The sequence below is a fragment of the Bacteroides sp. AM07-18 genome, from assembly GCF_003602695.1.
GTDB lineage: Bacteria > Bacteroidota > Bacteroidia > Bacteroidales > Bacteroidaceae > Bacteroides > Bacteroides uniformis.
On sequence record NZ_QTLM01000002.1, the window covers coordinates 178,437 to 203,225 of the forward strand.

General features: G+C 45.9%; 23 protein-coding genes and 1 tRNA gene. 15 read left to right on the forward strand and 9 right to left on the reverse strand.

Annotation, left to right across the window (positions count from 1 at the left end; genetic code table 11):
* Positions 1 to 94: 94 nt before the first annotated feature.
* Positions 95 to 168, reverse strand: a tRNA-Ala gene (locus tag DW096_RS04195).
* Between the two features lie 103 nt (positions 169 to 271).
* Between DW096_RS04195 and DW096_RS04200 the strand changes: the two genes are divergently transcribed.
* From DW096_RS04200 to DW096_RS04230, 7 genes are all read left to right on the forward strand, one after another.
* Positions 272 to 577, forward strand: a complete 306-nt coding sequence (locus DW096_RS04200) for a DUF4286 family protein (RefSeq protein WP_005826379.1) — start codon at positions 272 to 274, stop codon at positions 575 to 577.
* Positions 574 to 1,143, forward strand: a complete 570-nt coding sequence (ruvC, locus tag DW096_RS04205) for a crossover junction endodeoxyribonuclease RuvC (RefSeq protein WP_005826381.1) — start codon at positions 574 to 576, stop codon at positions 1,141 to 1,143. Before DW096_RS04200 ends, ruvC begins: the two co-directional genes overlap by 4 nt.
* Positions 1,144 to 1,177: 34 nt before the next feature.
* A complete protein-coding gene (pulA, locus tag DW096_RS04210; RefSeq protein WP_005835788.1) occupies positions 1,178 to 3,175 on the forward strand; it encodes a type I pullulanase in 1,998 nt (665 codons plus the stop codon).
* Between the two features lie 10 nt (positions 3,176 to 3,185).
* Positions 3,186 to 4,658, forward strand: a complete 1,473-nt coding sequence (locus tag DW096_RS04215; RefSeq protein ID WP_034523364.1) for an ATP-binding cassette domain-containing protein — start codon at positions 3,186 to 3,188, stop codon at positions 4,656 to 4,658.
* Positions 4,659 to 4,760: 102 nt separating this feature from the next.
* On the forward strand, positions 4,761 to 5,417 hold the full coding sequence (fsa, locus tag DW096_RS04220) for a fructose-6-phosphate aldolase (protein ID WP_005835793.1): 657 nt from the start codon (positions 4,761 to 4,763) through the stop codon (positions 5,415 to 5,417).
* A gap of 115 nt (positions 5,418 to 5,532) precedes the next feature.
* The gene (locus DW096_RS04225) at positions 5,533 to 7,431 is read left to right on the forward strand and encodes an LTA synthase family protein (protein ID WP_057281763.1); all 1,899 of its coding nucleotides are present in this window, start codon (positions 5,533 to 5,535) and stop codon (positions 7,429 to 7,431) included.
* Positions 7,432 to 7,463: 32 nt separating this feature from the next.
* Positions 7,464 to 8,150, forward strand: coding sequence for a phosphatase PAP2 family protein (locus tag DW096_RS04230; protein ID WP_022401654.1), 687 nt, complete (start codon positions 7,464 to 7,466; stop codon positions 8,148 to 8,150).
* Here the strand turns inward: DW096_RS04230 and DW096_RS04235 are convergent.
* Entirely contained in the window at positions 8,141 to 10,678 is a 2,538-nt protein-coding gene (locus DW096_RS04235; protein ID WP_009036599.1) for a carboxypeptidase-like regulatory domain-containing protein, read from the reverse strand. The two genes, DW096_RS04230 and DW096_RS04235, sit on opposite strands and share 10 nt — an antisense overlap.
* A 217-nt stretch (positions 10,679 to 10,895) precedes the next feature.
* Positions 10,896 to 11,759, reverse strand: coding sequence for a GLPGLI family protein (locus DW096_RS04240; RefSeq protein WP_057281764.1), 864 nt, complete (start codon positions 11,757 to 11,759; stop codon positions 10,896 to 10,898).
* Between the two features lie 215 nt (positions 11,760 to 11,974).
* Between DW096_RS04240 and DW096_RS04245 the strand changes: the two genes are divergently transcribed.
* Genes DW096_RS04245 through DW096_RS04255 form a run of 3 tightly spaced genes read left to right on the forward strand, consistent with a single transcriptional unit; the run spans position 11,975 to position 15,467 of the window.
* Positions 11,975 to 13,510, forward strand: coding sequence for a sensor histidine kinase KdpD (locus DW096_RS04245; protein ID WP_044467700.1), 1,536 nt, complete (start codon positions 11,975 to 11,977; stop codon positions 13,508 to 13,510).
* A 45-nt stretch (positions 13,511 to 13,555) separates the two neighbouring features.
* The gene (locus tag DW096_RS04250; protein ID WP_005835806.1) at positions 13,556 to 14,239 is read left to right on the forward strand and encodes a response regulator transcription factor; all 684 of its coding nucleotides are present in this window, start codon (positions 13,556 to 13,558) and stop codon (positions 14,237 to 14,239) included.
* 58 nt (positions 14,240 to 14,297) lie between these two features.
* Complete coding sequence (locus DW096_RS04255; RefSeq protein ID WP_016273209.1) at positions 14,298 to 15,467, forward strand: mechanosensitive ion channel family protein; 1,170 nt, start codon at positions 14,298 to 14,300, stop codon at positions 15,465 to 15,467.
* Here the strand turns inward: DW096_RS04255 and DW096_RS04260 are convergent.
* Together DW096_RS04260 and DW096_RS04265 are read right to left on the reverse strand one after the other, a co-directional pair.
* Complete coding sequence (locus DW096_RS04260; protein ID WP_057281765.1) at positions 15,464 to 16,522, reverse strand: endonuclease/exonuclease/phosphatase family protein; 1,059 nt, start codon at positions 16,520 to 16,522, stop codon at positions 15,464 to 15,466. The genes DW096_RS04255 and DW096_RS04260 overlap by 4 nt on opposite strands.
* A gap of 39 nt (positions 16,523 to 16,561) precedes the next feature.
* The gene (locus DW096_RS04265; RefSeq protein ID WP_016273211.1) at positions 16,562 to 18,019 is read right to left on the reverse strand and encodes an aminoacyl-histidine dipeptidase; all 1,458 of its coding nucleotides are present in this window, start codon (positions 18,017 to 18,019) and stop codon (positions 16,562 to 16,564) included.
* A gap of 238 nt (positions 18,020 to 18,257) precedes the next feature.
* On the opposite strand from DW096_RS04265, the gene DW096_RS04270 reads away from it, so the two are divergent.
* Positions 18,258 to 18,491, forward strand: a complete 234-nt coding sequence (locus DW096_RS04270; RefSeq protein WP_025832920.1) for a hypothetical protein — start codon at positions 18,258 to 18,260, stop codon at positions 18,489 to 18,491.
* 25 nt (positions 18,492 to 18,516) lie between these two features.
* A complete protein-coding gene (locus tag DW096_RS04275; RefSeq protein WP_009036606.1) occupies positions 18,517 to 19,119 on the forward strand; it encodes an OmpH family outer membrane protein in 603 nt (200 codons plus the stop codon).
* 143 nt (positions 19,120 to 19,262) lie between these two features.
* Here DW096_RS04275 and DW096_RS04280 read toward each other — a convergent pair whose 3' ends face one another.
* From DW096_RS04280 to DW096_RS04295, 4 genes are all read right to left on the reverse strand, one after another.
* Positions 19,263 to 20,033 (reverse strand): copper homeostasis protein CutC, encoded by a 771-nt coding sequence (locus DW096_RS04280; protein ID WP_044467444.1) that lies wholly within the window; start codon positions 20,031 to 20,033, stop codon positions 19,263 to 19,265.
* A gap of 85 nt (positions 20,034 to 20,118) precedes the next feature.
* Positions 20,119 to 21,657: a ribonuclease Y gene (gene rny / locus DW096_RS04285; protein ID WP_005835816.1), complete on the reverse strand. Its 1,539-nt coding sequence runs from the start codon at positions 21,655 to 21,657 to the stop codon at positions 20,119 to 20,121.
* A 125-nt stretch (positions 21,658 to 21,782) separates the two neighbouring features.
* The gene (locus tag DW096_RS04290) at positions 21,783 to 22,073 is read right to left on the reverse strand and encodes a cell division protein ZapA (protein ID WP_005826408.1); all 291 of its coding nucleotides are present in this window, start codon (positions 22,071 to 22,073) and stop codon (positions 21,783 to 21,785) included.
* A gap of 14 nt (positions 22,074 to 22,087) precedes the next feature.
* Entirely contained in the window at positions 22,088 to 22,381 is a 294-nt protein-coding gene (locus DW096_RS04295) for a hypothetical protein (RefSeq protein ID WP_008663836.1), read from the reverse strand.
* 555 nt (positions 22,382 to 22,936) lie between these two features.
* On the opposite strand from DW096_RS04295, the gene DW096_RS04305 reads away from it, so the two are divergent.
* From DW096_RS04305 to DW096_RS04315, 3 genes are all read left to right on the forward strand, one after another.
* On the forward strand, positions 22,937 to 23,464 hold the full coding sequence (locus tag DW096_RS04305) for a hypothetical protein (RefSeq protein WP_034528592.1): 528 nt from the start codon (positions 22,937 to 22,939) through the stop codon (positions 23,462 to 23,464).
* A 115-nt stretch (positions 23,465 to 23,579) separates the two neighbouring features.
* Complete coding sequence (locus DW096_RS04310) at positions 23,580 to 24,161, forward strand: hypothetical protein (RefSeq protein WP_057281766.1); 582 nt, start codon at positions 23,580 to 23,582, stop codon at positions 24,159 to 24,161.
* 13 nt (positions 24,162 to 24,174) lie between these two features.
* Positions 24,175 to 24,786 (forward strand): hypothetical protein, encoded by a 612-nt coding sequence (locus tag DW096_RS04315; protein ID WP_034528593.1) that lies wholly within the window; start codon positions 24,175 to 24,177, stop codon positions 24,784 to 24,786.
* Positions 24,787 to 24,789: the final 3 nt, after the last annotated feature.

Consider the following 24,789-nt stretch of genomic DNA (forward strand, 5'->3'; position numbering starts at 1 on the left):
GAGTTGTCGAATGAAAATGGACTATATGTAAATTTATAGCTCGTTAATGCGTACAAAAAAAACGATTAGACTAATCTAACCGTTTTAATTTTTGTGGAGCGTATGAGACTCGAACTCATCACCTCGACACTGCCAGTGTCGCGCTCTAGCCAGATGAGCTAACGCCCCGTTGCCAACGTTTGCAGGCTTGCTTTCGTTTTTGATGGTGCAAATATAATGCATTATTCTGAAATAATTGCTATGTTTGCGAAAGAATTTGAAAAAATAAGTTATGCTGATATATAATACCACTTATCATGTAGAGGAAGGAGAAGACAAAAACTTCCTGATATGGATGCAGGAACACTATCTTCCTGAGGTAGAAAAGAACGGAACATTGTATGCTCCACGTATAGCCCGTATCTTGAGTCATATTGAGGAAGGAAGCATCTGCTATTCTGTTCAGTTTGAGGTAGAAAACTCTGCCAAACTGCATCGTTGGCATCAAGAGCAAGGAGTGAAACTGAACGAGGAATTACTGAATATCTTTAAAGATAAAGTGATTGGCTTTCCTACATTGATGGAGGTGATAGTGTGATACAACCGGTCAAAGAGAAAATAATATTGGGTATAGACCCTGGTACCACCATTATGGGGTATGGAGTATTGCGTGTGGCAGGTGTCAAGCCGGAAATGATAGCCATGGGAATTATCGACCTCCGCAAATTTGGAGACCACTATCTGAAGTTACGTCATATTCATGAACGGGTACTGAGTATCATAGAGAGTTATTTGCCTGACGAGCTCGCTATTGAGGCCCCTTTCTTCGGAAAGAATGTACAGTCCATGTTGAAGTTGGGGCGTGCGCAAGGCGTAGCAATGGCAGCTGCTTTGAGCAGGGATATTCCCATTACGGAATATGCTCCTTTAAAAATAAAGATGGCCATCACCGGAAACGGACAGGCATCCAAGGAACAGGTGGCGGACATGTTGCAGCGTATGCTGCATTTTCCTAAAGAGGATATGCCTACTTTTATGGATGCAACGGACGGGCTTGCTGCTGCCTATTGTCACTTTCTGCAGATGGGGCGTCCCACGGTGGAGAAAGGCTATCATGGCTGGAAAGACTTTATTGCCAAAAATCCGGATAAGGTGAAGAAGTGATAAGAATTGAAATGTAGAATCTAAAAATAATATCATGAAATTGAATGAACTTGCTATCATTGGAGTGGCTGCAACGACGGTTGTAAGCTGCACTCCCGCGAAGACGGAGTATGCTTCGTACGAACTTTACCCTGTCCGTTCGGGTAGTCTGACAGAGATGGAATATACACCTGCTGCCACGCAATTCACATTGTGGGCACCTACGGCGGATGAAGTTCGCCTGATGTTGTTCGAAGCAGGAGACGGAGGGCATGCCTATGAAACTATTTCAATGGAATCCTCTGAAGAAGGAACTTGGAAAACTAAAGTTGAAAAGGACTTGATAGGTAAATTCTACACATTCAATGTGAAAATCAATGATAAGTGGTTGGGGGACACTCCGGGTATCAATGCCAAAGCTGTAGGGGTGAATGGAAAGCGTGCCGCCATCATCGACATGAAATCCACGGACCCCGAAGGATGGGCAGATGATAAACGTCCGGCATTGGCCTCTCCTGCCGATGTGATTCTTTATGAAATGCACCATCGTGATATGTCCATCGACCCGTCGTCGGGTATTGAGCATAAAGGAAAGTTCCTGGCATTGACAGAACAAGGAACGGTAAGTCCCGACAAGCTGGCAACCGGCATTGACCATCTGAAAGAATTGGGAGTGACACATGTACATCTCCTTCCGTCTTATGACTATGCCTCCGTTGATGAGACAAGGCTGGACGAGAACAAGTATAATTGGGGATATGATCCGCAGAACTACAATGTGCCTGACGGCTCTTATTCTACCGACCCCTACAAACCGGATGTTCGTATCCGGGAATTCAAGCAGATGGTGCAGGCTCTGCACAAAGCAGGTATCCGTGTTGTTCTGGATGTGGTGTATAACCATACTTTCAATACATCCGACAGTAATTTTGAACGTACAGTGCCGGGATACTTTTACCGTCAGCGACCGGACGGAACGTATGCAGACGGTTCGGCTTGTGGCAATGAAACTGCCAGCAACCGTCCGATGATGCGTAAATACATGATAGAGTCTGTATTACATTGGATTAATGAATATCACATTGACGGATTCCGTTTTGACTTGATGGGTATCCATGACATCGAGACAATGAACGAAATCCGTAAGGCGGCAACGTCTGTAGATCCGACTATATTTATATATGGTGAAGGATGGGCGGCATCGGCTCCACAGATGGCGGAAGATTCTCTGGCAATGAAAGCCAATACTTATAAGATGCCGGGTGTTGCTGCTTTCTCTGACGAAATGCGTGATGCTTTGCGCGGTCCGTTCAATGACAATCATCAAGGTGCTTTCCTTGCCGGATTGCCGGGAGGAGAGGAGAGCATAAAGTTTGGTATTGTAGGAGCCATCAGGCATCCGCAAGTAAATAATGACTCTGTGAATTATAGTAAGGCTCCGTGGGCGGAACAACCTACACAGATGATCAGCTATGTTTCCTGCCATGATGATATGTGCTTGGTGGATAGGCTGAAAGCAAGTATCCCGGGTATTACTCCCGTAGAATTGGCAAAGCTTGACAAACTGGCGCAAACAGCCGTATTCACTTCCCAAGGTGTACCGTTTATTTATGCCGGTGAGGAAGTGATGCGTGACAAGAAGGGAGTACACAATAGTTTTGAGAGTCCCGATTCCATCAATGCGATTGATTGGAGACGAAAGGCGGAGCATGCAGATGTATTTGCTTATTATAAAGGTTTGATACAGCTTCGTAAGAAGCATCCGGCTTTCCGTATGGGTGATGCGGATTTGGTGCGTAAGCATTTGGAATTTCTACCGGTTGACGGCAGCAATGTGGTGGTTTACCGTCTGAAAGAAAATGCCAACGGTGATGCATGGGGAGATATTATAGTAGTCTTGAATGCCCGTAAGGAGCCTGCCAAACTTACCGTACCCGAAGGTAAATATACAGTGGTCTGCAAGGATGGCTTTATCAATGAACAAGGTTTGGGCACACTGTACGGCCCCGAAGTTGTTGTTCCGGCCCAATCGGCACTGATTATGTATAAATGATGATTGGATGATGCAGCAACATACAATACACATAGCGGGGGGCGTAGTACGCAACCCGCTTGTTCGTTTGACAGAGCCTGTCACTCTTGATTTCCTGGCAGGAGAACACATTGCCATTGTAGGACCGAACGGAGCCGGAAAGAGCCTCCTGGTGGATATGCTGACGGGAAAGTATCCTTTGCGTGATGGTGAGCTTACCTATGATTTCTCTCCCTCCCTCACGAAAACTGCCTATGACAATATCAAATACATTGCCTTCCGTGATACTTACGGTTCTGCCGATGCCAATTATTACTATCAACAGCGTTGGAATGCCCACGACCAAGAGGATGCTCCGCTAGTACGCGAAGTGCTGGGAGAGGTAAAAGACGATGCCTTGAGACGGCAGCTATTTGAACTTTTCAGCATAGAGCCGATGCTTGACAAAAAAATCATTCTTCTCAGCAGTGGGGAGCTGCGCAAGTTTCAGTTGACTAAAGCTTTACTGACTGTTCCCCGAATTCTTATCATGGACAATCCTTTCATAGGGCTGGATGCGCCTACCCGTGAACTGCTTTTTAATTTGCTGGATCGGCTTACCCGGCTGGGCGAGTTGCAGATTGTCCTTGTGCTTTCCATGTTGGATGACATACCTTCATTTGTTACACACGTTGTGCCGGTAGAGGAGATGAAGGTGGGCGAAAAGATGGAACGTGAGGAGTATGTGCAGGCATTCTGTGCGGGCAATCAGATGCGTATTCAGGAAGAGGCCGGAGCGTTGGAGGAATTGCAGCGGCGTATTCTCGATTTGCCCTACGAACATGCGAATTTCACTTCGGACGAAGTGGTGAAATTGAACGGGGTTAGCATCCGTTACGATGACCGTACCATTCTGAAGGAGCTGGATTGGACAGTGATGCGTGGTGAGAAGTGGGCGCTGAGTGGCGAGAACGGTGCTGGCAAGTCTACCTTGCTTAGTTTGGTTTGTGCGGATAATCCGCAGTCATACGCCTGCGATATCAGTCTTTTCGGACGGAAGCGCGGAACGGGGGAGAGTATTTGGGAAATCAAGAAACACATCGGTTATGTCAGTCCGGAAATGCATCGTGCTTATCTGAAGAATCTGCCTGCCATAGAGATTGTCGCTTCCGGTCTGCACGACAGCATCGGATTGTATAAACGTCCTCATGCCGAACAGATGTCGGTATGCGAGTGGTGGATGGATATTTTCGGTATTGCAGCCTTGAAAGACAAGCCTTTTCTGCAACTCTCCAGTGGAGAACAGCGTCTGGCATTATTGGCTCGTGCTTTTGTCAAGGACCCGGAACTGCTGATATTGGATGAACCGCTTCATGGACTCGATACATACAACCGCCGTCGGGTCAAGAAGATAATAGAGGCATTCTGCCATCGTCGGGATAAAACGATGATTATGGTAACCCACTATGAGAATGAATTGCCGCAAACAATTACTAACCGTTTATTCTTGAAGCGAAACCGCTGACCGAATAATATTGCGTCAGGGAAAGATAATAAAGGACTAGCGGGAACCATTTATGATGTAAATCGTTATATTTGTAATATCAACCATCTAAACATTTATATCATGAAGTTTTTTATTGATACGGCAAATTTGGAACAGATTCGGGAGGCCTATGACTTGGGCGTACTCGACGGAGTTACCACTAATCCTTCGCTTATGGCAAAAGAAGGTATCAAAGGAGTGGAGAACCAGCGTAAGCACTATGTGGACATCTGTAATATTGTGCAAGGCGATGTAAGTGCCGAGGTGATAGCCACCGACTATGAAGGCATGATTAAAGAGGGTGAAGAATTGGCAGCCTTGAATCCGCATATCGTAGTGAAGGTGCCTTGCATTGCAGAAGGTATCAAGGCCGTTAAATACTTCTCGGGCAAAGGTATCCGTACAAATTGTACTCTGGTATTTTCTGTCGGTCAGGCATTGCTTGCAGCCAAGGCAGGTGCAACGTATGTTTCTCCGTTTGTGGGGCGTCTCGATGATATCTGTGAGGATGGCATTGCATTGGTTGCGAAGATTGTAGAGATGTACCGTTATTATGGATATACCACCCAGGTACTTGCCGCCTCTATCCGTCATACGGCACATATCATGCAGTGTATAGAGGTGGGTGCTGATGTGGCTACTTGTCCGCTTTCGGCCATTAAGGGTTTACTTAATCATCCGCTGACCGATTCCGGTCTGAGGAAGTTCCTTGAAGATTACAAACGCGTGAACGGATAAACTTAAAATATCCTATAAGCCTATCTTTCAATGTAATTATTGACTAATATTGGTGAGAAATAGAATAAAAAGATTTATTTTTGCGCCTTATATTTAGATATACAATAAGGCACCGATGAAAGATAGGCTCATAGGATTTATTAAGACATACTGCTTGTTTGTCTGCATTTTTGTGTTGCAAAAACCACTGTTTATGCTGTTTTACAAATCGCTGTACCCGGATGCCTCGTGTGCGGACTGGTTCAGTGTCATTTGGCATGGGTTACCTTTAGACCTATCTCTGGCTGGTTATCTGACAGCTATTCCCGGTTTTCTTTTCATAACCTCTGTATGGACACTTTCTAAATCCCTTCATCGCATCTGGTGCGGCTATTTCCTCTTCATTTCTGTTCTTCTATCCATTATTTTTACTGTAGATTTAGGATTATACGAGTATTGGGGATTTCGTTTGGATGCCACACCGTTGTTCTATTTCTTTTCTTCTCCTAAAGAAGCAGTGGCCAGCGTCAGTATCTGGATGGTGCTGGGGGGAATTGTTGCAATGGCTGTTTATGCTGTCGTGCTGTATGCTGTTTTCTACGGCATCTTGTTGCAGAAGAAACTGTTGCTGCAGATGAAACTGCCTTATCGTCGCCTGAAGGTGTCAGGTATATTGTTGCTGATGACGGGGCTGCTGTTTATTCCTATCCGTGGAGGCTTTACAGTATCTACCATGAATGTGGGGAAAGTCTATTTCAGTGCCGAGCAGCGTCTGAACCATGCAGCTATCAACCCTGCATTCAGTCTGATGGAATCTCTTGCCAAGCAGAAGGACTTTAGCAAGCAATACCGTTTTATGGAAGCTGCGGAGGCCGACCGGCTTTTTAAAGACATGCTTGAACCCGCAGTTGCCGGTGGTCAAACGGAAGAGACGGATTCTGTGCGGCAATCTGCCGATTCGCTGCATACTTTATTCAATACTCAGCGTCCCGATGTACTCTTTGTGATTCTTGAGAGTTTTTCCTCTAGGTTGATGACAGCTTTGGGAGGTGAGCCGAATATTGCCATTCATCTGGATAGCTTGAGTAAGGAAGGGGTGCTCTTTACGAACTTCTACGCCAACAGTTTTCGTACGGACCGTGGACTGGTGGCTATCTTGAGTGGCTATCCTGCCCAGCCCACTACGAGTATTATGAAGTATCCCCGTAAAACGCAGTCCATTCCTGCCATTGCAGGCAGCTTGCGGAAGGCGGGTTATGGTACCAAGTATTATTATGGCGGTGATGCCGACTTTACCAATATGCGTTCCTACCTGATGTCATCGGGCTTTGAAGATATTGTTTCCGACCAGGACTTTCCCGTAACGGAACGTTTAAGTAAGTGGGGGGCGCACGACCATCTCGTATTCAACCGTCTGCTGGAAGACTTGAAAACCGAAGCTGCCGAAGGAACTACAGAAGAGAAAACTCCTTATTTCCGTGTCTTGCAGACCTCCAGCAGCCACGAGCCTTTTGAAGTACCTTTCCGTCGTCTGGAGAATGACCGGCTGAACGCCTTTGCCTATACGGATAGTTGTGCAGGCGATTTTGTAAGACAGTTCCGTGAGCTCCCCCAGTGGAAGAATACGGTGATTGTGTTTGTTCCAGACCACTTGGGAGCTTATCCCGAACATATCGACAATTTGTCGGTAGAACGCTACCGGATACCTCTGTTGATGGTGGGCGGTGCCATCCGAGAGCCGAGGCGCATTGACGTCTATGGCTCGCAACATGACATTGCAGCCACGTTGCTGGCCCAATTGGCGCTGCCCCATGAAGAGTTTGTTTTCAGTAAAGATATGCTTAATCCCGCTTCCCCTCATTTCGCGTTCTTTACCGTACCCGATGCTTTCGGTATGGTGACAGCGGACAACCAGGTGATATTCAATTGCCAGGCAGGTGCTGTGGTAGTGGATGAGGGCACGGCAAAGGGAAAGAACTTGCCGTTGGGCAAAGCCTATCTGCAGAAATTGTATGACGATATAGCAAAAAGATAAAGGAAGATAATTAAAGTATAAGAGTATAAAGTATGACAGCACTTATGGATGTCTTGCAAGGGGCGATAGATATAGACACAAACATATTCCTTTTCATCAATGGGATGCACAACACCTTTTTCGATTACTTTATGAGTGCCTACAGCGGTAAGTGGGTCTGGGTGCCGATGTATGCTGCCATTTGGTATGTGATGCTGCGCAACTTCCATTGGAAAGTGACTTTGTTCTGCATGGTCGGTCTGGCACTCGTAATTACCATTGCCGACCAGACGGGGGCAACATTGATACGCCCGTATGTGGAACGCCTTCGTCCCGCCAATCTGGAAAATCCCATATCCGACATGGTGCATATCGTAAACGGACATCGAGGAGGGCGTTATGGATTCCCCTCCTGTCATGCTGCCAATACTTTTGGTCTGGCATTCTTTGTCTGGTTTCTTTTCCGTAAACGATGGCTCACTGTGTTTATGATGGGATGGGCGTTGCTGACCTGCTATTCACGTGTCTACTTGGGAGTGCATTATCCGGGCGATCTCATCGCGGGAACATTGGTTGGATTGATTGCCGCATACATTGTATATCGCCTTTTCCTGAAAGTCAGCGGGTATAAGACCATGAAGAAAGTCCCCCATATTTATGCTCCCATATTGGTGGGCGGATTGACGATAGTTGGGATATTGATATATTCCACGGTGATGATATTGCAGGCTCAGAACTGATGATTTATCGTCACCATTGCTTCCCTCGGACGTATATTTAGTCGTGAAGTGTAGCTTTGCGTGGTGGAATACGTTGTGTAAGCATACTCTTTTTTGTTGAACAGGTTGTTGAGGCTTGCTTCCAATCTCCATTTTTTTCTTTTATAGATAAGGGATGCATCTGCGAACACGGTGTTGAGATGTGCGTCCCCTCCTAAGTCATTCCGGTAATGCTCGCCGGATAGCCGTAGGTCTACCTGCCCGATACTGAATGTGAGATGTAGCCGTTGTACGAAGTCCAGTAACGGGGTGAGACGGGTATCACTTCCTATCTTACTGCCGCCATAGCCTAATGTGGCATGATATTCCGCTTCAAAAACATCTGCGGGAGACCAGATTATTTTAGGCTCTGCTTTCAGATAATCATAACGATAGGTCTGCAGAAGACTTTGCCGGTTACCCTCGCTGTCAGCCAGGCGGGTAAGCTGTTCGCCATTGCTGCGACTGAGTAGTAGGGTGAGTGAGGTTTTCAAATGCCAGTCGTATATACCTTTGGAGAAAGTACTGCTGAGATTCCAGCTATCGTTATGGTTCGGTAGTTCACGACGAGTGTAGACAATGGCATTTTCGGAAACACTCTGTTCGAAAAGAGTATTCCGGTTGCTGCGGCTGTAGGTTAGTGCGGCAGTGATGAAAAATTCCTGTACAGTGTTTTTGTACTCTCCGTAGAGATTGTAGGTTTGCGTGAGGCTGGTAGGGAAAAGTCCGTTGCCGTCTCGCCAGGTGCGGTAATCAGTTTGGTAGAGTCCCGGATACAAGTCGGAGAAGTCTTCTGCCGAGCGTTTCAGACTGCCATAAAGGGAGAACGTCCAATGATAATCCAGTTTATAGCGCAAATACATGGACGGATTGAAGAACAGGAACGAACGCTGTTGTGAGAAATACCGATCTGCTTTCAGAGGAAGCGAAAGTGTAGCCAGCCATTTTCCACGTTCCAGCTGGAAGTAGGGGGTAATATGCAATGACAGATGCGAAGCATTGAAATCATTGGGCTGTCTTGTCGGAGTATATTTCAGGGTAGCCCGTTCTCCTTGTATTCCTGCCTTATATTGTTGGGTAAATCCATCATACTTTCGTAGATATGCGGCACTGTTATCTGTGTAGAAGTTGTGCTGGTTGAATTTACTTTTTCCTTCTTCGAGTAGTAAGGATGCAGGCTGGTAAGCATACTGTGTCGTCGAACGAAATTCCCAGGTTCCGCTTTCCCGGTTTCGGATAAGATTGAAGTAGTTTCCGGCACTTAGCTGTGACGTTTGCAGAGTTTGTCCCAGTTCCTCCGAACGTCCGCGATTTATTTCTCCGTCTACGGTGAAGCGGTTGGATATATAATTCCGGCTGCTGTTGTCTTCATAACGCAGTTCCAGATTAGCGATGTCACTTCTCAGACGATAATGGTAGGTTTCGTCTATTTGTATGGTATCTGTCGGTTGATAATAGATTTGGGTATTTCCCCGTTGCTGTTGGATTAGCTCATGAGTATATCCGGCTTGCAGGCGTAAGCTGCGGTCATCATTCCATTTGTACATACGGTTGCCGTTCAGGGTGTGGGTTTCATTGAATAATAAGCGATTCTTGTCTAATGGTGCGCTGATGCCCGGCTGGGAGAGAAAACCGGAAAGCGGAACTTGTTGCTGGCCATTTCCGGTCAGTTTGGTTTGCTCGTTGCTGAGGTCCTTGCCATTGTTATTCGTCTTGTAATTATAGACACTCTGTTTTCCTTTACCCAGTTGAAGGGCATTCAGTCTGCCTTCCCACAGGATTTTGTTGTTCTCACTCCATCCGGTTCCCAGAGTACCGTTTGCTATCCATTGATCGCGTGCTTTCGGGTCGAGTTTCAGGTTCAATGCCACCTCATCGGAATTGATTTTTCCTTTCAAGGCCTTTACTGACTGATAGTTCTCCATGATTTCCGCACTCTTTACGGCTTTGGCGCTCAGATTGTTGTTGATTTGGTTATAACGTCCGCCTGTCACGTCCATTCCTTCCACAAAGTAGTGGTCGATGGCTTTCCCTTTATACTTAACCTGTCCGTTTTCATCTACATCCACGCCCGGAAGTTTCTTCAATACATCCTTTATGTGCACATCTTTAGATGAAGCAAACTGTGCCAAGTCATATCTCACCGTATCTTTTCGGGTATTGATACGTCCGGGACGTATTTGTACTTCTTTTAATACGATAGCTTCCGGTTGTAGGCTGAGATTCAGGATTCCTGCCGCATTGATATTCCGCATTTCTCTCTTATAGCCTAACAAAGAAATATTGAGTTGCAGCATTCCGCTATGCTTCCACGGCAAAGAAAATTGTCCTTTGGCATCGGTCAATGCATAGTCTATCGTTGTGTGTCCGCGTAATACACTAATCATTACAGCTTCCAGCGGTTGATTGGTTTCTGCATCTGTTATCTTGCCGCTCAACGTCTGGGCGTAGGTAGGCGACAAGAAACTAAAGAGAAACAGGAAAAATAGAATGATAGTTTTTTTATTCATACACTGCAATAATTGATTGTTTGGCAATTGAAGTTTGTTGAAATTTTTATACGATTATGGTGATTTCGTAATTTGTTGATTATCAATGCGTAAAAAGAGGATGTTTAAGTATACGACTGAATGGCATTCACTATACGACTGAATAGGGTTCAGTATACGACTGAAATGCATTCAGTATGCGATAGATTTCACGAATGCTTACGGGTGTGGAGAAATATTATCGTTCCAGTGGATTATAAGGAACGTTTTTCGGGTTCTTGGTTGCATTGCCGTGTTCATCACTAACCTTAACGGTGACGTTCGGCATGCTTCCGGTGATAAATCCTACCGGATCGGCATAATAACGTTCGTGCACTTTGTTGTATGCTTTGCGGTTCATCGGTTCGTGCTTCTTTCCGTCGAAAAGTATCGGCCGATATGTGTGGCATTGCTCTACACCTGTGGCAGTGAATGAATAATGCCCTTCACTGTCTTCGGCTTTCAGTATCAGTCCGGGCAGTCCGCAAAGCTTCCATGGACCTTCGCTTATGGGTATTTCTGCAGTAAACCATGCCGTCCATGTACGGCCTTTTAATTGACATTCGGCTTTGCTGCAAAGGTAGGAGAGGACACTATCGTTTTCTGCCAGTATCTTCCACTGCGGACGTTCATCCGTTTCTTCGCAACGCAGGCGGGATATGCCTGCCACTTCATCGAGAGTCGTTACTTTTCCGGCAGGATAACCTCTGAAGGTTCGTTCGCTCAGTTTGCTTGTTCCGTATTGTTTCAGATGTTCATTAATCGTTTCCTGCGAGGCTTTATTGGCGAAGTCTACTGCCAGTACAGAGTCGCAAACATACTTGGTGTAACTGTAGAACTTAGAGAGATTTTTACCGACTTCCAGCATCATGGTTTCTTCCGTAACATTTTCCGGCTTTTCCGTATTACTGATACAGCGCGTTTCATATTGCACAAGGATTTGTGCTTCACCGATGGTATCATTCTGTATTTTCGTTCCATCAGAAACGATGATTTGTGCCTTCGCTTGTGATGCGAACAATATAGCGAGACACAGATTGAGGAAAATAATTCTTGCACTCATAGTTTTTACATTTTTAGAGGTTTTACATATTGCTTCCAGCGATTATTGTACTGCAAAACTATGCGGATTTTGCTTCAGAAGAGGCTGAAAGTTATTACTGAAATATTACTCAATGCATAATATCTGCCTCGCACGTACCTATATTTGCAAGCTAACTTCTACCTTTGCCGGTACTAAATGAAAGTCTTTCTAAGTGAGACTAAAAAAGAACAATTATGGAACAACGGATTAAGATCGTTTGGATATTCTCCATCGCATCGATACTGCTTATTACCTGCGGACAGGTCTACTGGTTGCGTAATCAGTATCAGTATATGAATGATGAACAAATCAATGGTATTTATGATTGCATCTTGCAGACCACCCAACAGTATGACTCTATCCGTACTCCCCAACCCAAAAAGGTGCTTAGCAATACCAATATGTTCTTCTATCACCTGAGCAAATCCATTGATTTGGAAAAGCGGACCACTATCGACGAATTAATTTTGGGTGTTCTGAAAGGGCGGGACTTGGAGAGCTTGGGCCAAAAGAATATAGAAACTCTCAAAATAGAGCAGCAGGACTCTGCCAGTACAGATGATAAAGAGAGAGAGGCAAAGCGTAGGAAATGGGCATTGGCGTTAGACACCCTTTTGCCGGAAGAGCGGCTCATTGCGAAGGATTCATTCAAAATCAATATGTCCGATAAAGATGCTCCTAATTTGAACTCTATTATTAATCTTTATCGTTTGGAGTTGGATGTGCCTTTTGCGTTGCAGCAATTTGATTCCTTGCTTGCCATACGTTTGGACGAACAAACGTTTACTACGCATCTGGTGGTTTCCGAAGATTCCATTTACCAGTGGAATGCGGAACTGAAACGGCAAGGTACATTGTTCAATCCATATATAGAAGTAATGTATCCTTATAATCCCCTGAAACGCCAGTTTGTGCTTGTTTCCGTGAAGGTTTCACCTCATGTGGTACTTGTGCGTATGGGTTGGCAGTTAGTGGGCAGTACATGTCTGATATTTCTGCTGGGGCTTTGTCTGCTGTTTCAGATAAAAACCATCTTGAAGCAACGGCGGATAGACGAACTGCGAAAAAGCTTTGTAAACACTATGATACATGAACTGAAACGTCCCGTCCAGGCTCTGAAAATGTGTATCGCCTTTCTCAATGACAAGTCTATGCGAACAGATGAGAAAGCGATGGATGAAGTGATTCACGATTCCATGTCCGAGCTGGATAACTTGTCGGCCTATCTTTCAAAACTACGTGATATGACGCGTGCCGATGATGAATACACGCAGCTTTCCGTCCGTACATTTGATATAAAGACGAGTTTGGAAAAGCTTGTCCGGCTTTACCATGTTCCTGAGGGTAAGGATGTTGCTATTGAAACCCATTTCAGTTCGGAGACTCTGGTAACGGCAGACCCGGTGCATGTTTCTAATATTATCAGTAATTTGATAGAGAACGCCGTAAAGTATTCGGGCAAGTCTGTGCATATTGTTGTAGATTGCCTTTTGCAGGATCACCAATTGACGATACGGGTGTCTGATGATGGCATCGGCATTCCGGTTTCCGAACAGAACCGTGTATTCGATAAGTTCTATCGGGGCAGTAATCTTCCCGACCGTTCGTTGCCCGGCATTGGTCTGGGGTTGAGCTATGTAAAGTTGCTGGTAGAGGCGCATCATGGAAGCATTTCTTTAAATAGTCAGGCAGGCAAGGGAACAATGATTGAAATTAATATTCCTCAATAAGTCCGTGCTAACCCGCATAATCCCTACTCTAAAATAACCAATGATATGAAAGCCTTGAAAATACTTTTTGCCGATGATGATTTGAAATATTCAATGCTGCTGAAGCGCTTTCTTGAGAAGGAAGGCTATGAAGTGACTTATGCCGGAAACGGGAAAATTGCTCTGGAACAATTTCCGCTCATAAAGCCTGATTTGGTATTGCTCGATATCAATATGCCCGGTTACAATGGCTTTGAAGTGGCTGAACGCATCCGCGAGATGGATAAACACGTCCTGATCTTTTTCCTTTCCGACCGTAGCGATAAGGCCGACCGCCTGCAAGGATTCCAACTGAAGGCGAACGATTATCTTGCCAAACCTTTCTATCCGGAAGAGCTGACAGCGCGTATCCGCGAGCGTTTCACTTCGCAGTTGTCCGGCGTGGCGGAGGATGAGATGTATGCTTTCGGCCATTCCGTATTCAATTACAGTACGAACGAGATTCGTACGGGAAATAGTAAGGTGCTGATTACTTCCCGTCAAGCCGATATCCTTCGCTTGCTTGCGCTGAATGTGAATAAGACTGTCAGTCGCGATACGTTGCTGGATGCTGTGTGGGGCACTGCCTCGTATGCCAACTCCCTTGCCTTGAATGTACAGATGTCCTATCTGCGGCGGTCGCTAAAAAACGACCCGAGCGTGAGGATTGAGTCGTTGATGAAAAAAGGGTATATGCTTGCCGTTCTCTGAAAACATCTTTATCTTTGGATTGTTATACAAACAAGACACTTCAAAAAAAAGAGAGCTTATGATGAGTTTAGGAGGATGGATGAATAAAGTCCTGATAGGTTGGGGGATAGACCCGAAGTTTGCCGATATGTTTGACGAGACGATTATTGCACTGCTGATGGTGGGGCTTTCGATAGGGTTGGACTATTTGTGCCAGGCAATCTTCGTTGGCGGTATGAAGCATTATACCCGGCGCTCTCCCCATCAGTGGAATACGTTGCTGATGAAACGCAGGGTGATACACCATTTGATACATATTCTGCCGGGAATCCTCATCTACTACCTGCTGCCCATGGCCTTTGTGCGTGGAAAGGAGATGCTTGAGTTCTCACAAAAGGTGTGTGCTGTCTATATCATTGTGGCGGTGCTGCTTACTATCAACGGCTTGTTGCTGGTGATGCTCGATGTTTATAACATGAAGGACAAGCAGAAGAACCGTCCGCTGAAAGGCTTCGTGCAGGTATTGCAAGTGCTACTGTTTTTTATCGGAGGCATCATAGTGGTTTCAGTGCTGATAGGCAAGTCTCCTATGACCTTGTTTGCCGGTCTGGGCGCATCTGCGGCTGTACTGATGCTGGTATTTAAGGACAGCATTCTGGGGTTTGTAGCCGGCGTGCAGCTCTCTGCTAACGACATGTTGCGGATAGGGGACTGGATAGCGCTGCCGGGTGGCGTTGCCAATGGAGTTGTAGAGGAGATTACGCTGAACACGGTCAAGATACGCAACTGGGACGAAACCATCTCGACCGTACCGCCGTATACCCTGGTGAACAACTCCTTCCAGAACTGGCGCGGCATGCAGGAAAGTGGCGGGCGACGGGTAAACAAGAATATCTTTCTGGATATGACTACCTTGAAGTTCTGCACTCCGGAAATGCTGGATAATATCCGCAAGGAAGTCCCCTTGATGGCCGACTATCAGCCTGCAGAAGGAGAGGTGCCAACCAATGCGCAGCTCTATCGTATCTACATCGAACGCTATTTGTGCAGCCTGCCGGTGGTGAACCAGGAGATGGACTTGATTATCAGCCAGAAGGAACCCACGACGTATGGGGTACCCATCCAGGTATATTTCTTCTCTCGCAACAAGGTATGGAAAGAGTACGAGCGCATTCAGTCCGACATCTTCGACCACTTGCTGGTGATGGTACAGAAGTTTGACTTGAAACTGTATCAGTATTCCGACTAATATATCAACCGGAACTCCGCATATACAGGCAAGTGGTCGCTGTATCCTCCTTGATACTTCATCCCGTAGTAGGTGCGGAAGGGTTGCTGCCCTCCGTATTTCTTGTCTCTTGTCAGTAGGAAGGGCAGGCAGAATACGTCTGCCTTTGCTTCCTCTGTATATAGCGGTGCGTGTTCTTGCAGCAACGTACCCGATACGATGATGTGGTCCAGCAGTCCCCATTCTCCTTGATACTTGTAGCTGCCGAAGTGCTTGCGTGTCTTGGTTTTTCTTGCCAGTAGATGGTAAAGTTTTTGTGGATGTAGAGAGTCTTGCAATGTTGACGGTGCTGCTGCCTCCAACACCTCCTTTACCGATTTATTCTCCGGATAATCGTTGAAATCCCCTAAAAGGACTATTTGCGGATGTTGGCGTATCGTGTATAGGCTGTCTATGGCATGCTTCACCTTTCGGGCAGCCAGTAGCCGGTAGGGTTCAGACTCTCTTGCCCCTCCCGAACGGGATGGGAAGTGAGCTACCAGTACATCAAGCGTATCCCGGTTCAGCAACAATCCGCTGACGTGAAGAATGTCCCGTGTGGGACGGCTATTCTTCCGGGGCTTGTCTACGGGGAGGCTCTGATAGGAAAGCAGTTTGAAAAGATTACGTTGATAAAGCAGCGCTACGTCGATGCCGCGTTCGTCGGGAGATTGTGTCATCACATACCGGTAGTCTGCTTCGCGCAAGGCAGAGTAGCGGGTAAGGTCGCGCATCACACTGTCATTCTCCACCTCACACAAGGCAACAAGGGCGGGCGGCGTCCATCCTCCGGTGGCGATGATGACGCGGGCTATATTATCCAGTTTCTTTCTGTATTTAGAGTAGTTCCAATGCCGGGTGGCATCCGGCAGGAACTCGTAATCATTCTTTAGTGTGTCATGTCGGAAGTCGAATAGGTTTTCTACATTGTAGCTTACTATCCGAAACGTGAGGGTATCTCTTCCTTCTTGCCCGTACAGACTGATGTACGGGCAGAGAAGGAAGAGTATAACTCCTATCTTATGGATAACGTTCATACAAACTATTTCCGTTCCCCTTTAAGGAACGCGGGATATTTATTTCACCGGAATGTGCTTCAGTATATCCAGCAGATGGTCCCAGAACTTCTGTACGGTAGGAATCAGCATCCGTTCGTCGGGAGAGTGCACACCCTGCAGGGTAGGTCCGAAGGAAATCATGTCCAGTGCCGGGTATTTGTCAAGGAACAGTCCGCATTCCAGACCTGCATGGATAGCTTTTACCTTGGCATCTACACCGAACAAACGTTTGTAGGACTCAACAGCCACTTCCAGGATTTCTGAATGCGGGTTGGGCTTCCAGCCCGGATATCCGTCGCCGAAAGATACGGCTGCTCCACCCATTTCGAATACAGTACGCACCATATTGGCAATGTCTTGTTTGGAGGAGGCGGTAGAGCTGCGCTGGCTGGTCTCGATACGGATGATATGGCCGGATTTCATCTTTACGGAGGCCAGATTGGTGGAGGTTTCCACCAGCCCCGGAATGTCTTGGCTCATGGCATACACACCGTGAGGTGCGGCATAGATGGTTTGCAGCAAGCGCTTGGCGGTATCTTTGTCAATGGCTTTGGGACGGGCTGCTTCCGATTCGAGCACGAATTGGAGGTCCGGGTCAACGACGGCATATTCTGCCTCCACTTCGGCGGCAAAGACATTCAAGTCTGTGCGCAGGGCATGCTTGTCGGCATCGGGTATGGCAATTACCGCGTGTGCTTCGCGGGCAATGGCGTTGCGCAGGTTACCACCGTCTATTTCGCAAAGGTACATGTCGTACTTCTGGGATGCCTGGCTCAGGAAGCGGTTCAGCAGCTTGTTGGCATTGCCGCGCCCCAGGTGTATGTCGCCGCCGGAGTGTCCGCCTTTCAGCCCCTTTATCTGCACTTTGCAGCAGAAATATCCTGCCGGTACGTCCACTTCCCGGTAGGTGAATTCGGCAACGGAATCTATACCGCCTGCACAGCCGATGAAGAGCTCGCCTTCATCTTCGGAATCGAGGTTCAACAGAATGTCTCCGTTCATGAAGCCTTCTTTCAGGGCGAAGGCACCGGTCAGTCCGGTCTCCTCGTCCACGGTGAAGAGGCATTCGATAGGACCGTGCTCGATGCTGTCGTCGGCAAGGATAGCCAGTTCGGTGGCTACACCGATGCCGTTGTCGGCTCCCAAGGTTGTACCTTTGGCTTTCAGCCATTCACCGTCAATTTCGGTTTCGATAGGGTCGGTCAGGAAGTCGTGCTTCACGTCGTTGTTCTTTTCACATACCATGTCGATGTGCGATTGAAGTACGACAGTCTTGCGGTTTTCCATACCCGGAGTAGCGGGTTTCTTTATCAGAACGTTTCCGGCTTCGTCCACCTTCGTTTCCAACTTATGTTTTTCTCCGAATGCTTTTAAGTAAGCAATGATTTTCTCTTCCTTCTTCGAAGGGCGCGGCACTTGGCAGATTTCCTCAAAATAGTGAAATACACCAGCCGGTTTCAAGTCTTTTTTTTCCATAATTATCTGAATTAGCGGCTGCCTTACATGTGTTTATGCAGCCTTCATTATCAATTGTCAAATATCAATTCTCCATTAAATTAACCACTTATTGCTAAATATGGTTAAATTGATTGACTATTTTATTCCCCTTTCTCTTTTTTTAGAGTAAAAAAGGCGAGTTAGTCCAACCAAAGCCCTATATTTGCACCCACAAAAATAGTAAAAACACTATTTTCATGTAACAAAATTAATGGAAATGCTTGATACAATATTGATAACTCTGTTAATAGTTGCTATTTGCATTGTTTTATTGGGTGTAAAGGTCTTTTTTGTGAAAGGCGGCAGGTTCCCTAACGGGCATGTCAGTGGCAATAAGGCAATGCGCGATAGAGGTATCGGCTGTGCGCAGTCGCAGGACAGAGAAGCACAACGCAAATCCCGTTTTTCCATTGATGAACTGGAAAAAGCCTTAAACGATAGTATGAACTAATTTTAAAAAACAATATTTATCAATTATGAAGAGATTAAACTACCTCATGAACGGTCTGGCAGCTCTCGCACTGATCGTTTTATTTGCTCAATGTGCCGGCAATACTGATAAACAGACAACAAACGCTCCTGCACAAGCCGGCGGATTATCGGAAATGAAGATTGCTTATGTTGAAATAGATACGCTTTTGGCAAAATACAACTATTGCATAGACTTGAATGAGGCTATGGTGAAGAAGGGCGAGAATGTCCGTCTGACATTGAACCAGAAAGCCAGCGAACTGGAGAAGCAGAAGCAGGAATTCCAGACAAAGTATCAGAACAACGCTTATCTTTCTCAGGAGAGAGCGCAGCAGGAATACAACCGCATCGCAAAGTTGGAGCAGGATTTGCAGAACCTGAGCAACAAGCTGCAGTCTGAACTGATGAGTGAGAATGAAAAGAACAGCCTGCAACTGCGTGATTCTATCAACGCTTTCTTGAAGGAGTACAATAAGACAAAAGGTTACAGCATGATTATCAGCAATACGGGTTTTGACAATCTGCTCTATGCAGACAGTGTCTACAACATCACTCGTGAGATTCTGGATGGTCTGAATGCAAGATACTCTTCTCCGGTGAAGAAATAATATTTATCCTATGATATAAAAAAGGATGTACCGAAAGGTACATCCTTTTTTTATAGGTCTCTCCCCCGACCCCTCCCCCGTAGGGAGGGGAGTTTTGAAGTTGCTCTTGTTTGTATTTTGTAGGACTATCTCTGTCCCCCTCCCTACGGGGGAGGGGCTAGGGGAGAGGCTTTTAATGCTCCGATTGTACGCTTTACCCGCTCCGCAGTAGTGACGGTATGTGTATATTCATCAATATGTACCGTTCCTCCCATAGAGACGGCGGAATTATGATAGAGCATGGAGCTCTCGATATTTTCCCTGGCGGAGAAATGAAATTCGCGGATACCGGTTTCTCGGGCAATGTGGGCTATGTTGGCTTCATTCACCCCACAGCCTGCCAATAGGATGATTCGGTCTGATGCTTGTTGTTGGAGCTCTTTCAAAAGGGGAATGCCTTGCTCTGCTGTAGATTGCTGTCCGGAAGTTAGGATGCGGTTGCATCCTAATGCGATAATATCTTCTATTGCTTTTTGTGGATTTCTGCATACATCGAAAGCACGGTGGAAGGTGACGGACATCCCTTGTGAGGCTTTCATAAGCTGCTCCATCAATGGAATGTCTACATCTCCTTCTGCCGTCAGGCAACCGAACACGACTCCGTCAGCGCCTAGGCGGCGGGCATTCTCTATGTCTTTCAGCATGATGCGCTGTTCGGTGGAGGAGTAAAGGAAGTCTCCTCCACGGGGACGGACAATGATATGCAATTTGGTCTGCTGCAATACTTCCCGTGCGATGAGGATATCGCCGTATGAGGGGGTTGTCCCTCCCTCGGGGATGCCTGCGCATAGTTCCACCCGGTCTGCTCCACCGGCTTGTGCGGCAATACAACTCTCTACGGAGTTGGCACAAACTTCAAACTGATAATCTTTCATTTTGTAAAGTTATGGTTGTGGTGCAAAAATAAGAAAAGGGTGAATACGAATTCACCCTTTTCTGCATTTATTTTCTTTTCTGATGTTACTTTGCGTAGCTCACCGCACGTGTCTCACGGATAACGGTAATTTTCACTTGACCCGGATAAGTCATTTCGTCCTGAATCTTCTTGGCGATTTCACCGGAAAGGTTCTCCGTCTGTTTGTCGTCAATCTTGTCTGCACCGACAATGACACGCAGCTCACGGCCTGCCTGGATGGCATATGTCTTTGTCACTCCCGGATAGGACATGGCCAGTTGCTCAAGGTCGTTCAGGCGCTTGATGTAGGCTTCTACGATTTCGCGGCGTGCTCCCGGGCGTGCTCCTGAAATGGCATCGCATACTTGTACGATGGGGGCCAGCAGGCTGGTCATTTCCACTTCGTCGTGGTGGGCACCGATGGCGTTGCAGATGTCCGGCTTTTCCTTGAACTTTTCTGCCAGCTTCATACCATAGAGTGCATGCGGCAATTCCGGTTCCTCATCGGGTACTTTACCTATATCATGCAGCAGTCCGGCACGTTTTGCTTTCTTCGGGTTGAGTCCCAGCTCTGATGCCATCACAGCGCAAAGATTGGCTGTCTCGCGTGCATGCTGCAAAAGGTTCTGGCCGTATGAAGAACGGTATTTCATCTTACCGATAATGCGGATAAGTTCCGGATGCAGACCGTGGATGCCCAGGTCGATAGTAGTGCGTTTACCGGTTTCGATGATTTCCTCTTCTACCTGCTTGCGTACTTTGGCAACTACCTCTTCGATACGTGCCGGGTGGATACGTCCGTCTGTTACCAACTGGTGCAATGCCAGACGTGCAATCTCACGGCGAACCGGGTCGAAAGCTGACAATACGATAGCTTCCGGAGTATCGTCTACCACAATTTCCACACCGGTGGCAGCTTCCAGGGCGCGGATGTTGCGGCCTTCGCGACCGATGATACGTCCCTTTATTTCATCTGATTCGATGTGGAATACGGTTACTGAGTTTTCAATGGCTGTTTCCGTAGCCACGCGCTGGATGCTCTGTATCACGATGCGCTTGGCCTCTTTGCTTGCCGTCAGCTTGGCGTCGTCCATGATGTCGTTAATGTAGGACTGGGCCTGCGTTTTGGCTTCTTCCTTTAGGGATTCTACCATGCGCTCTTTGGCTTCTTCGGCAGAAAGTCCGGAGATAGCTTCCAGTTTTTCTATTTCCTGGCGCTGCATGTGCTCCAGTTCTTCTTTCTTCTTGTCTACGATGGACAGCTGGGCTTCCAGATTTTCTTTCACGGCTTCTGCTTCCATCTTCTTGCGCTGGATTTCTTCCTGGCGTTGGTTCAGTACCAATTCACGTTGTTTCAGCTTGTTTTCTGCCTGCTGTATCTTTTGGTTACGTTGGGCCACTTCTTTTTCCAAGTCCGCCTTCTTGTTCAGGAATTTTTCCTTTACTTCCAGCAACTTATTCTTCTTAATCACTTCCGCTTCCGCTTCCGCATCTCTCAGGATACCGTCGTATTTGTTTTTCAGCCCGTGCTTGAAGAACAAGTACGAGGCAAACCCTCCGACAATGAAGCAGGCAATGGATAATACTATTGTAACTACTGTCATTTTATTAATTTGTTTTTAGTATATAAATAAAAAAGCACTGCATAAAAGCTTGCTTTGATGAAGGGCAAACTTTTGTACAGTGCGCGAATTTCTCTCTTTTACCGACCCGACGGAGGGATTGCAGCTTATTGTTCCTTGAAATAGGTCTCCAATACCTCTGTCAGTTCCTTTATTTTAGCTGTATAGGGTTCAGTATCATTACGGTCCTTCAACTGAAGGTTTTCTAAAGCGAACTGATAGGCCACCATGGCTATAATTCTCTCTAGAGACACATTCTGATAATGCTCCCGATACGCATTGAGCCTGATATCTACCTGCTTAGCGGCTTCTCTTACCATTTCCTCGTCCTCACGGTTGATTGTGAGAGGGTAGGAGGCTCCTGCCATCTGCAGGTTTATCTTTATCTTATCGTTCATACATCCTCTTCTCTTTATTCATTCAACAAAGCGATGCATTTATCGACTTCACGCACTAATTTGGACAATCGCAGTTTCGTCTCTTTCACGTCACTGCCGTTAAGGCTGATTGTCGTAGCTGTTTTTAGGTTCGTGTAGTTAAGTTCCAGTTCCCGGTATTCAGCTTGTACCTTCCCGTATTCCTCCTCTTTGGCTTCAAGAAGTTGCTTTAGCTCAGCATTTTCGCGTTTTAATTCATCGTGCAGATAGATTAAATGCCGCAGTCTGGCTTCAAAGGTACTTAATAGCTTCTTTTCTTCGTCTGTCATCACTACACCAAAATTGTACACAAAAATACGATTTACTTGGAGATTACAAAAACTTTTCGGAGAAAATGTGTTGTAGAAGTGCCGAAATAACCGAAATGGCCTATGAAAGCTTGGTTTCGGGGGATTGAAAAGGGGCGGACTGTTTATCAAAAGATAGGATATGTGGATAGGTGTGGGACTATTGGTTTTCTGCAAGGATTCTCTTCCTTTCTTTTCAAACGCTTAGTATTTCTGTTGCTAACTATTAATCGTCCGACAGTTGTTGAATTATCGTCCAACAACTGTCGGACGATAATTAGACATATGTCGGACGATAATAAAACGGTTATCGGACGATTAACAGTTAGTAAGGCAGGAATTACTTTTTGCTGTTTTCGGAACTACTGCTTGGGAATGATTGGAATAACCTACAGTAAAGGAGGATGCAAAGAAATAAATAAAATAATTTATATAATAGTTTGGTTTATAAAATAAACTAATTATATTTGCAACATCTTAGATTGTCAATCGGGGAATATGTGCTGAAATGAATAAGAATTTAACTGATTAAAGATTATGGAAGATAAGATATTTGATATGGGGAAGCAGAAGCCGGTTGCTGGAGTGGTACGGGATAGTTGGCAGCATCAGCTTTGGTGGATATTTACTGTACTAACGGTGATGTGTTTGTATTGGCTTTCCAATATCGTGTTGTGGGTTCCCTGGAGTCATAGCCCCCGGTTGGGTATGTTGCTGATGCTTACTGTAAACCCTCTTTTCTGGGGGATAGGCATTTATGCTTGCTTGTCTTGTGGGAGTAATGCCGGGAATCTGATGAAGAAGGCGTTGTTTGTATCATTGGTTGCTGTGGGAATATCTTTACTTTCGGATTTTCTGTTTTTTGCAGTATGCATGGAGTCAAAGGATGTATGGCATATCACTACTTTTTATGGTTATGCCTGGTTGGTGATACTGGCTTTGGGTGAGGCTTTCTTTTTGCGTAAAAGCTTGTTGGCCAGATGTTATGTGGTGACGGTGAGAGTACTGCTGGTTTTAGTGGGCATTCTACTGTGTTTATGGATTCTTCAGTATACTCTTGTTTAATTCTGAAAGGAGGGAATATGGAAACCTGGTTTGTGTATATGCTTACGGCCAATTGGCTACTGATGCTTTTCTTGATATTGAATGTATTTGATGTTGAATAATAAATCTATTGGTTATGAATGACAGAGTGTTGAATGAGAAGGAGAGTTTGGAACTCATTGCTCAAATGATACAGAATACGAAGTCCCGGATGACTCGGAATTCCGGAGCTCCTTTTCTGATATGGGGATATACGACCATAATAGTGTCGTTATCGGTTTGGTTTCTGTTGAAGGAAACGGGAAATTATCATTGGCAATGGCTGTGGTTTTTGTTGCCGGCTATTTCCCTGCCTTCTACTTTATGGATTGAGCACAAACAACCGAAGATGATTAAGACTTATATTGACCGTATTGTAGGATATGTATGGGCGGTATTCGGATTAGGGGGCTTTTTTGTTTCCTGGGTTTCCATCTTCTTCTGGAATATGTCTGTCCTTTTTGTCATATTACTGATGATGGGAATGGGGACGGCACTGACGGGACTGATTATAAAGATGAAGGTAGTGACAGTGTGCGGAGTGGTGGGAGCTTTGGCCTCTGTGGGGTGTATCTATGTACACGGTTTCGACCAAATACTGGTTTTTGCATCGGCTTTTGTTTTTATGATGGTGATACCGGGACATTACTTAAACGGAATGGCAAAGCAGGATAAATAAATATTTATTGATTATGGAAGACAAGAAACTGAACGAGAAAGAGAGTTTGGAACTCATCACTCAGATGATACAGAATACGCGTCGGAATTTGGACACAGGTAGCGGAAACATGTTTTTAGTGTGGGGATATGTGAGTGTATTGGTGACATTGACGGTGTTGGCGGGTGTGTACTTTACAAAGAATCCTCTCTGGATGTGGGGATTTTGGGGAATTCCCGTTATCGGGTATTTACTGACATTTCTTTTGATGCGTAAGCGTCAGAAGATGGTAAAATCTTACATTGACAAGATTTTAGTTCAGGTTTGGAGGATGTTTGGACTGATTTGTATGATATTTGTATTGATGGCTACGGATCTTGAACGGTATGAGGTTATTCTTCCTATGGGGGCTATTGTCATGTCGATGGGAAGTATCATTACGGGTTGCATCATTCGTTATACTACATTTTTTATCTTTCCGGCTATGGGGCTTATGTGGGGTATGAAGAGTTTCTTTGATGCACTGAATTCCGGAACGTCATACGTGTCTTTGGTTTGGTTTACCGGTGTGGTGGTCTTTGCCATGATTGTTCCGGGGCATATTTTGAACTATAAAGCCCGGAAAGAAGTTCACAACAGAAAGTGAGGT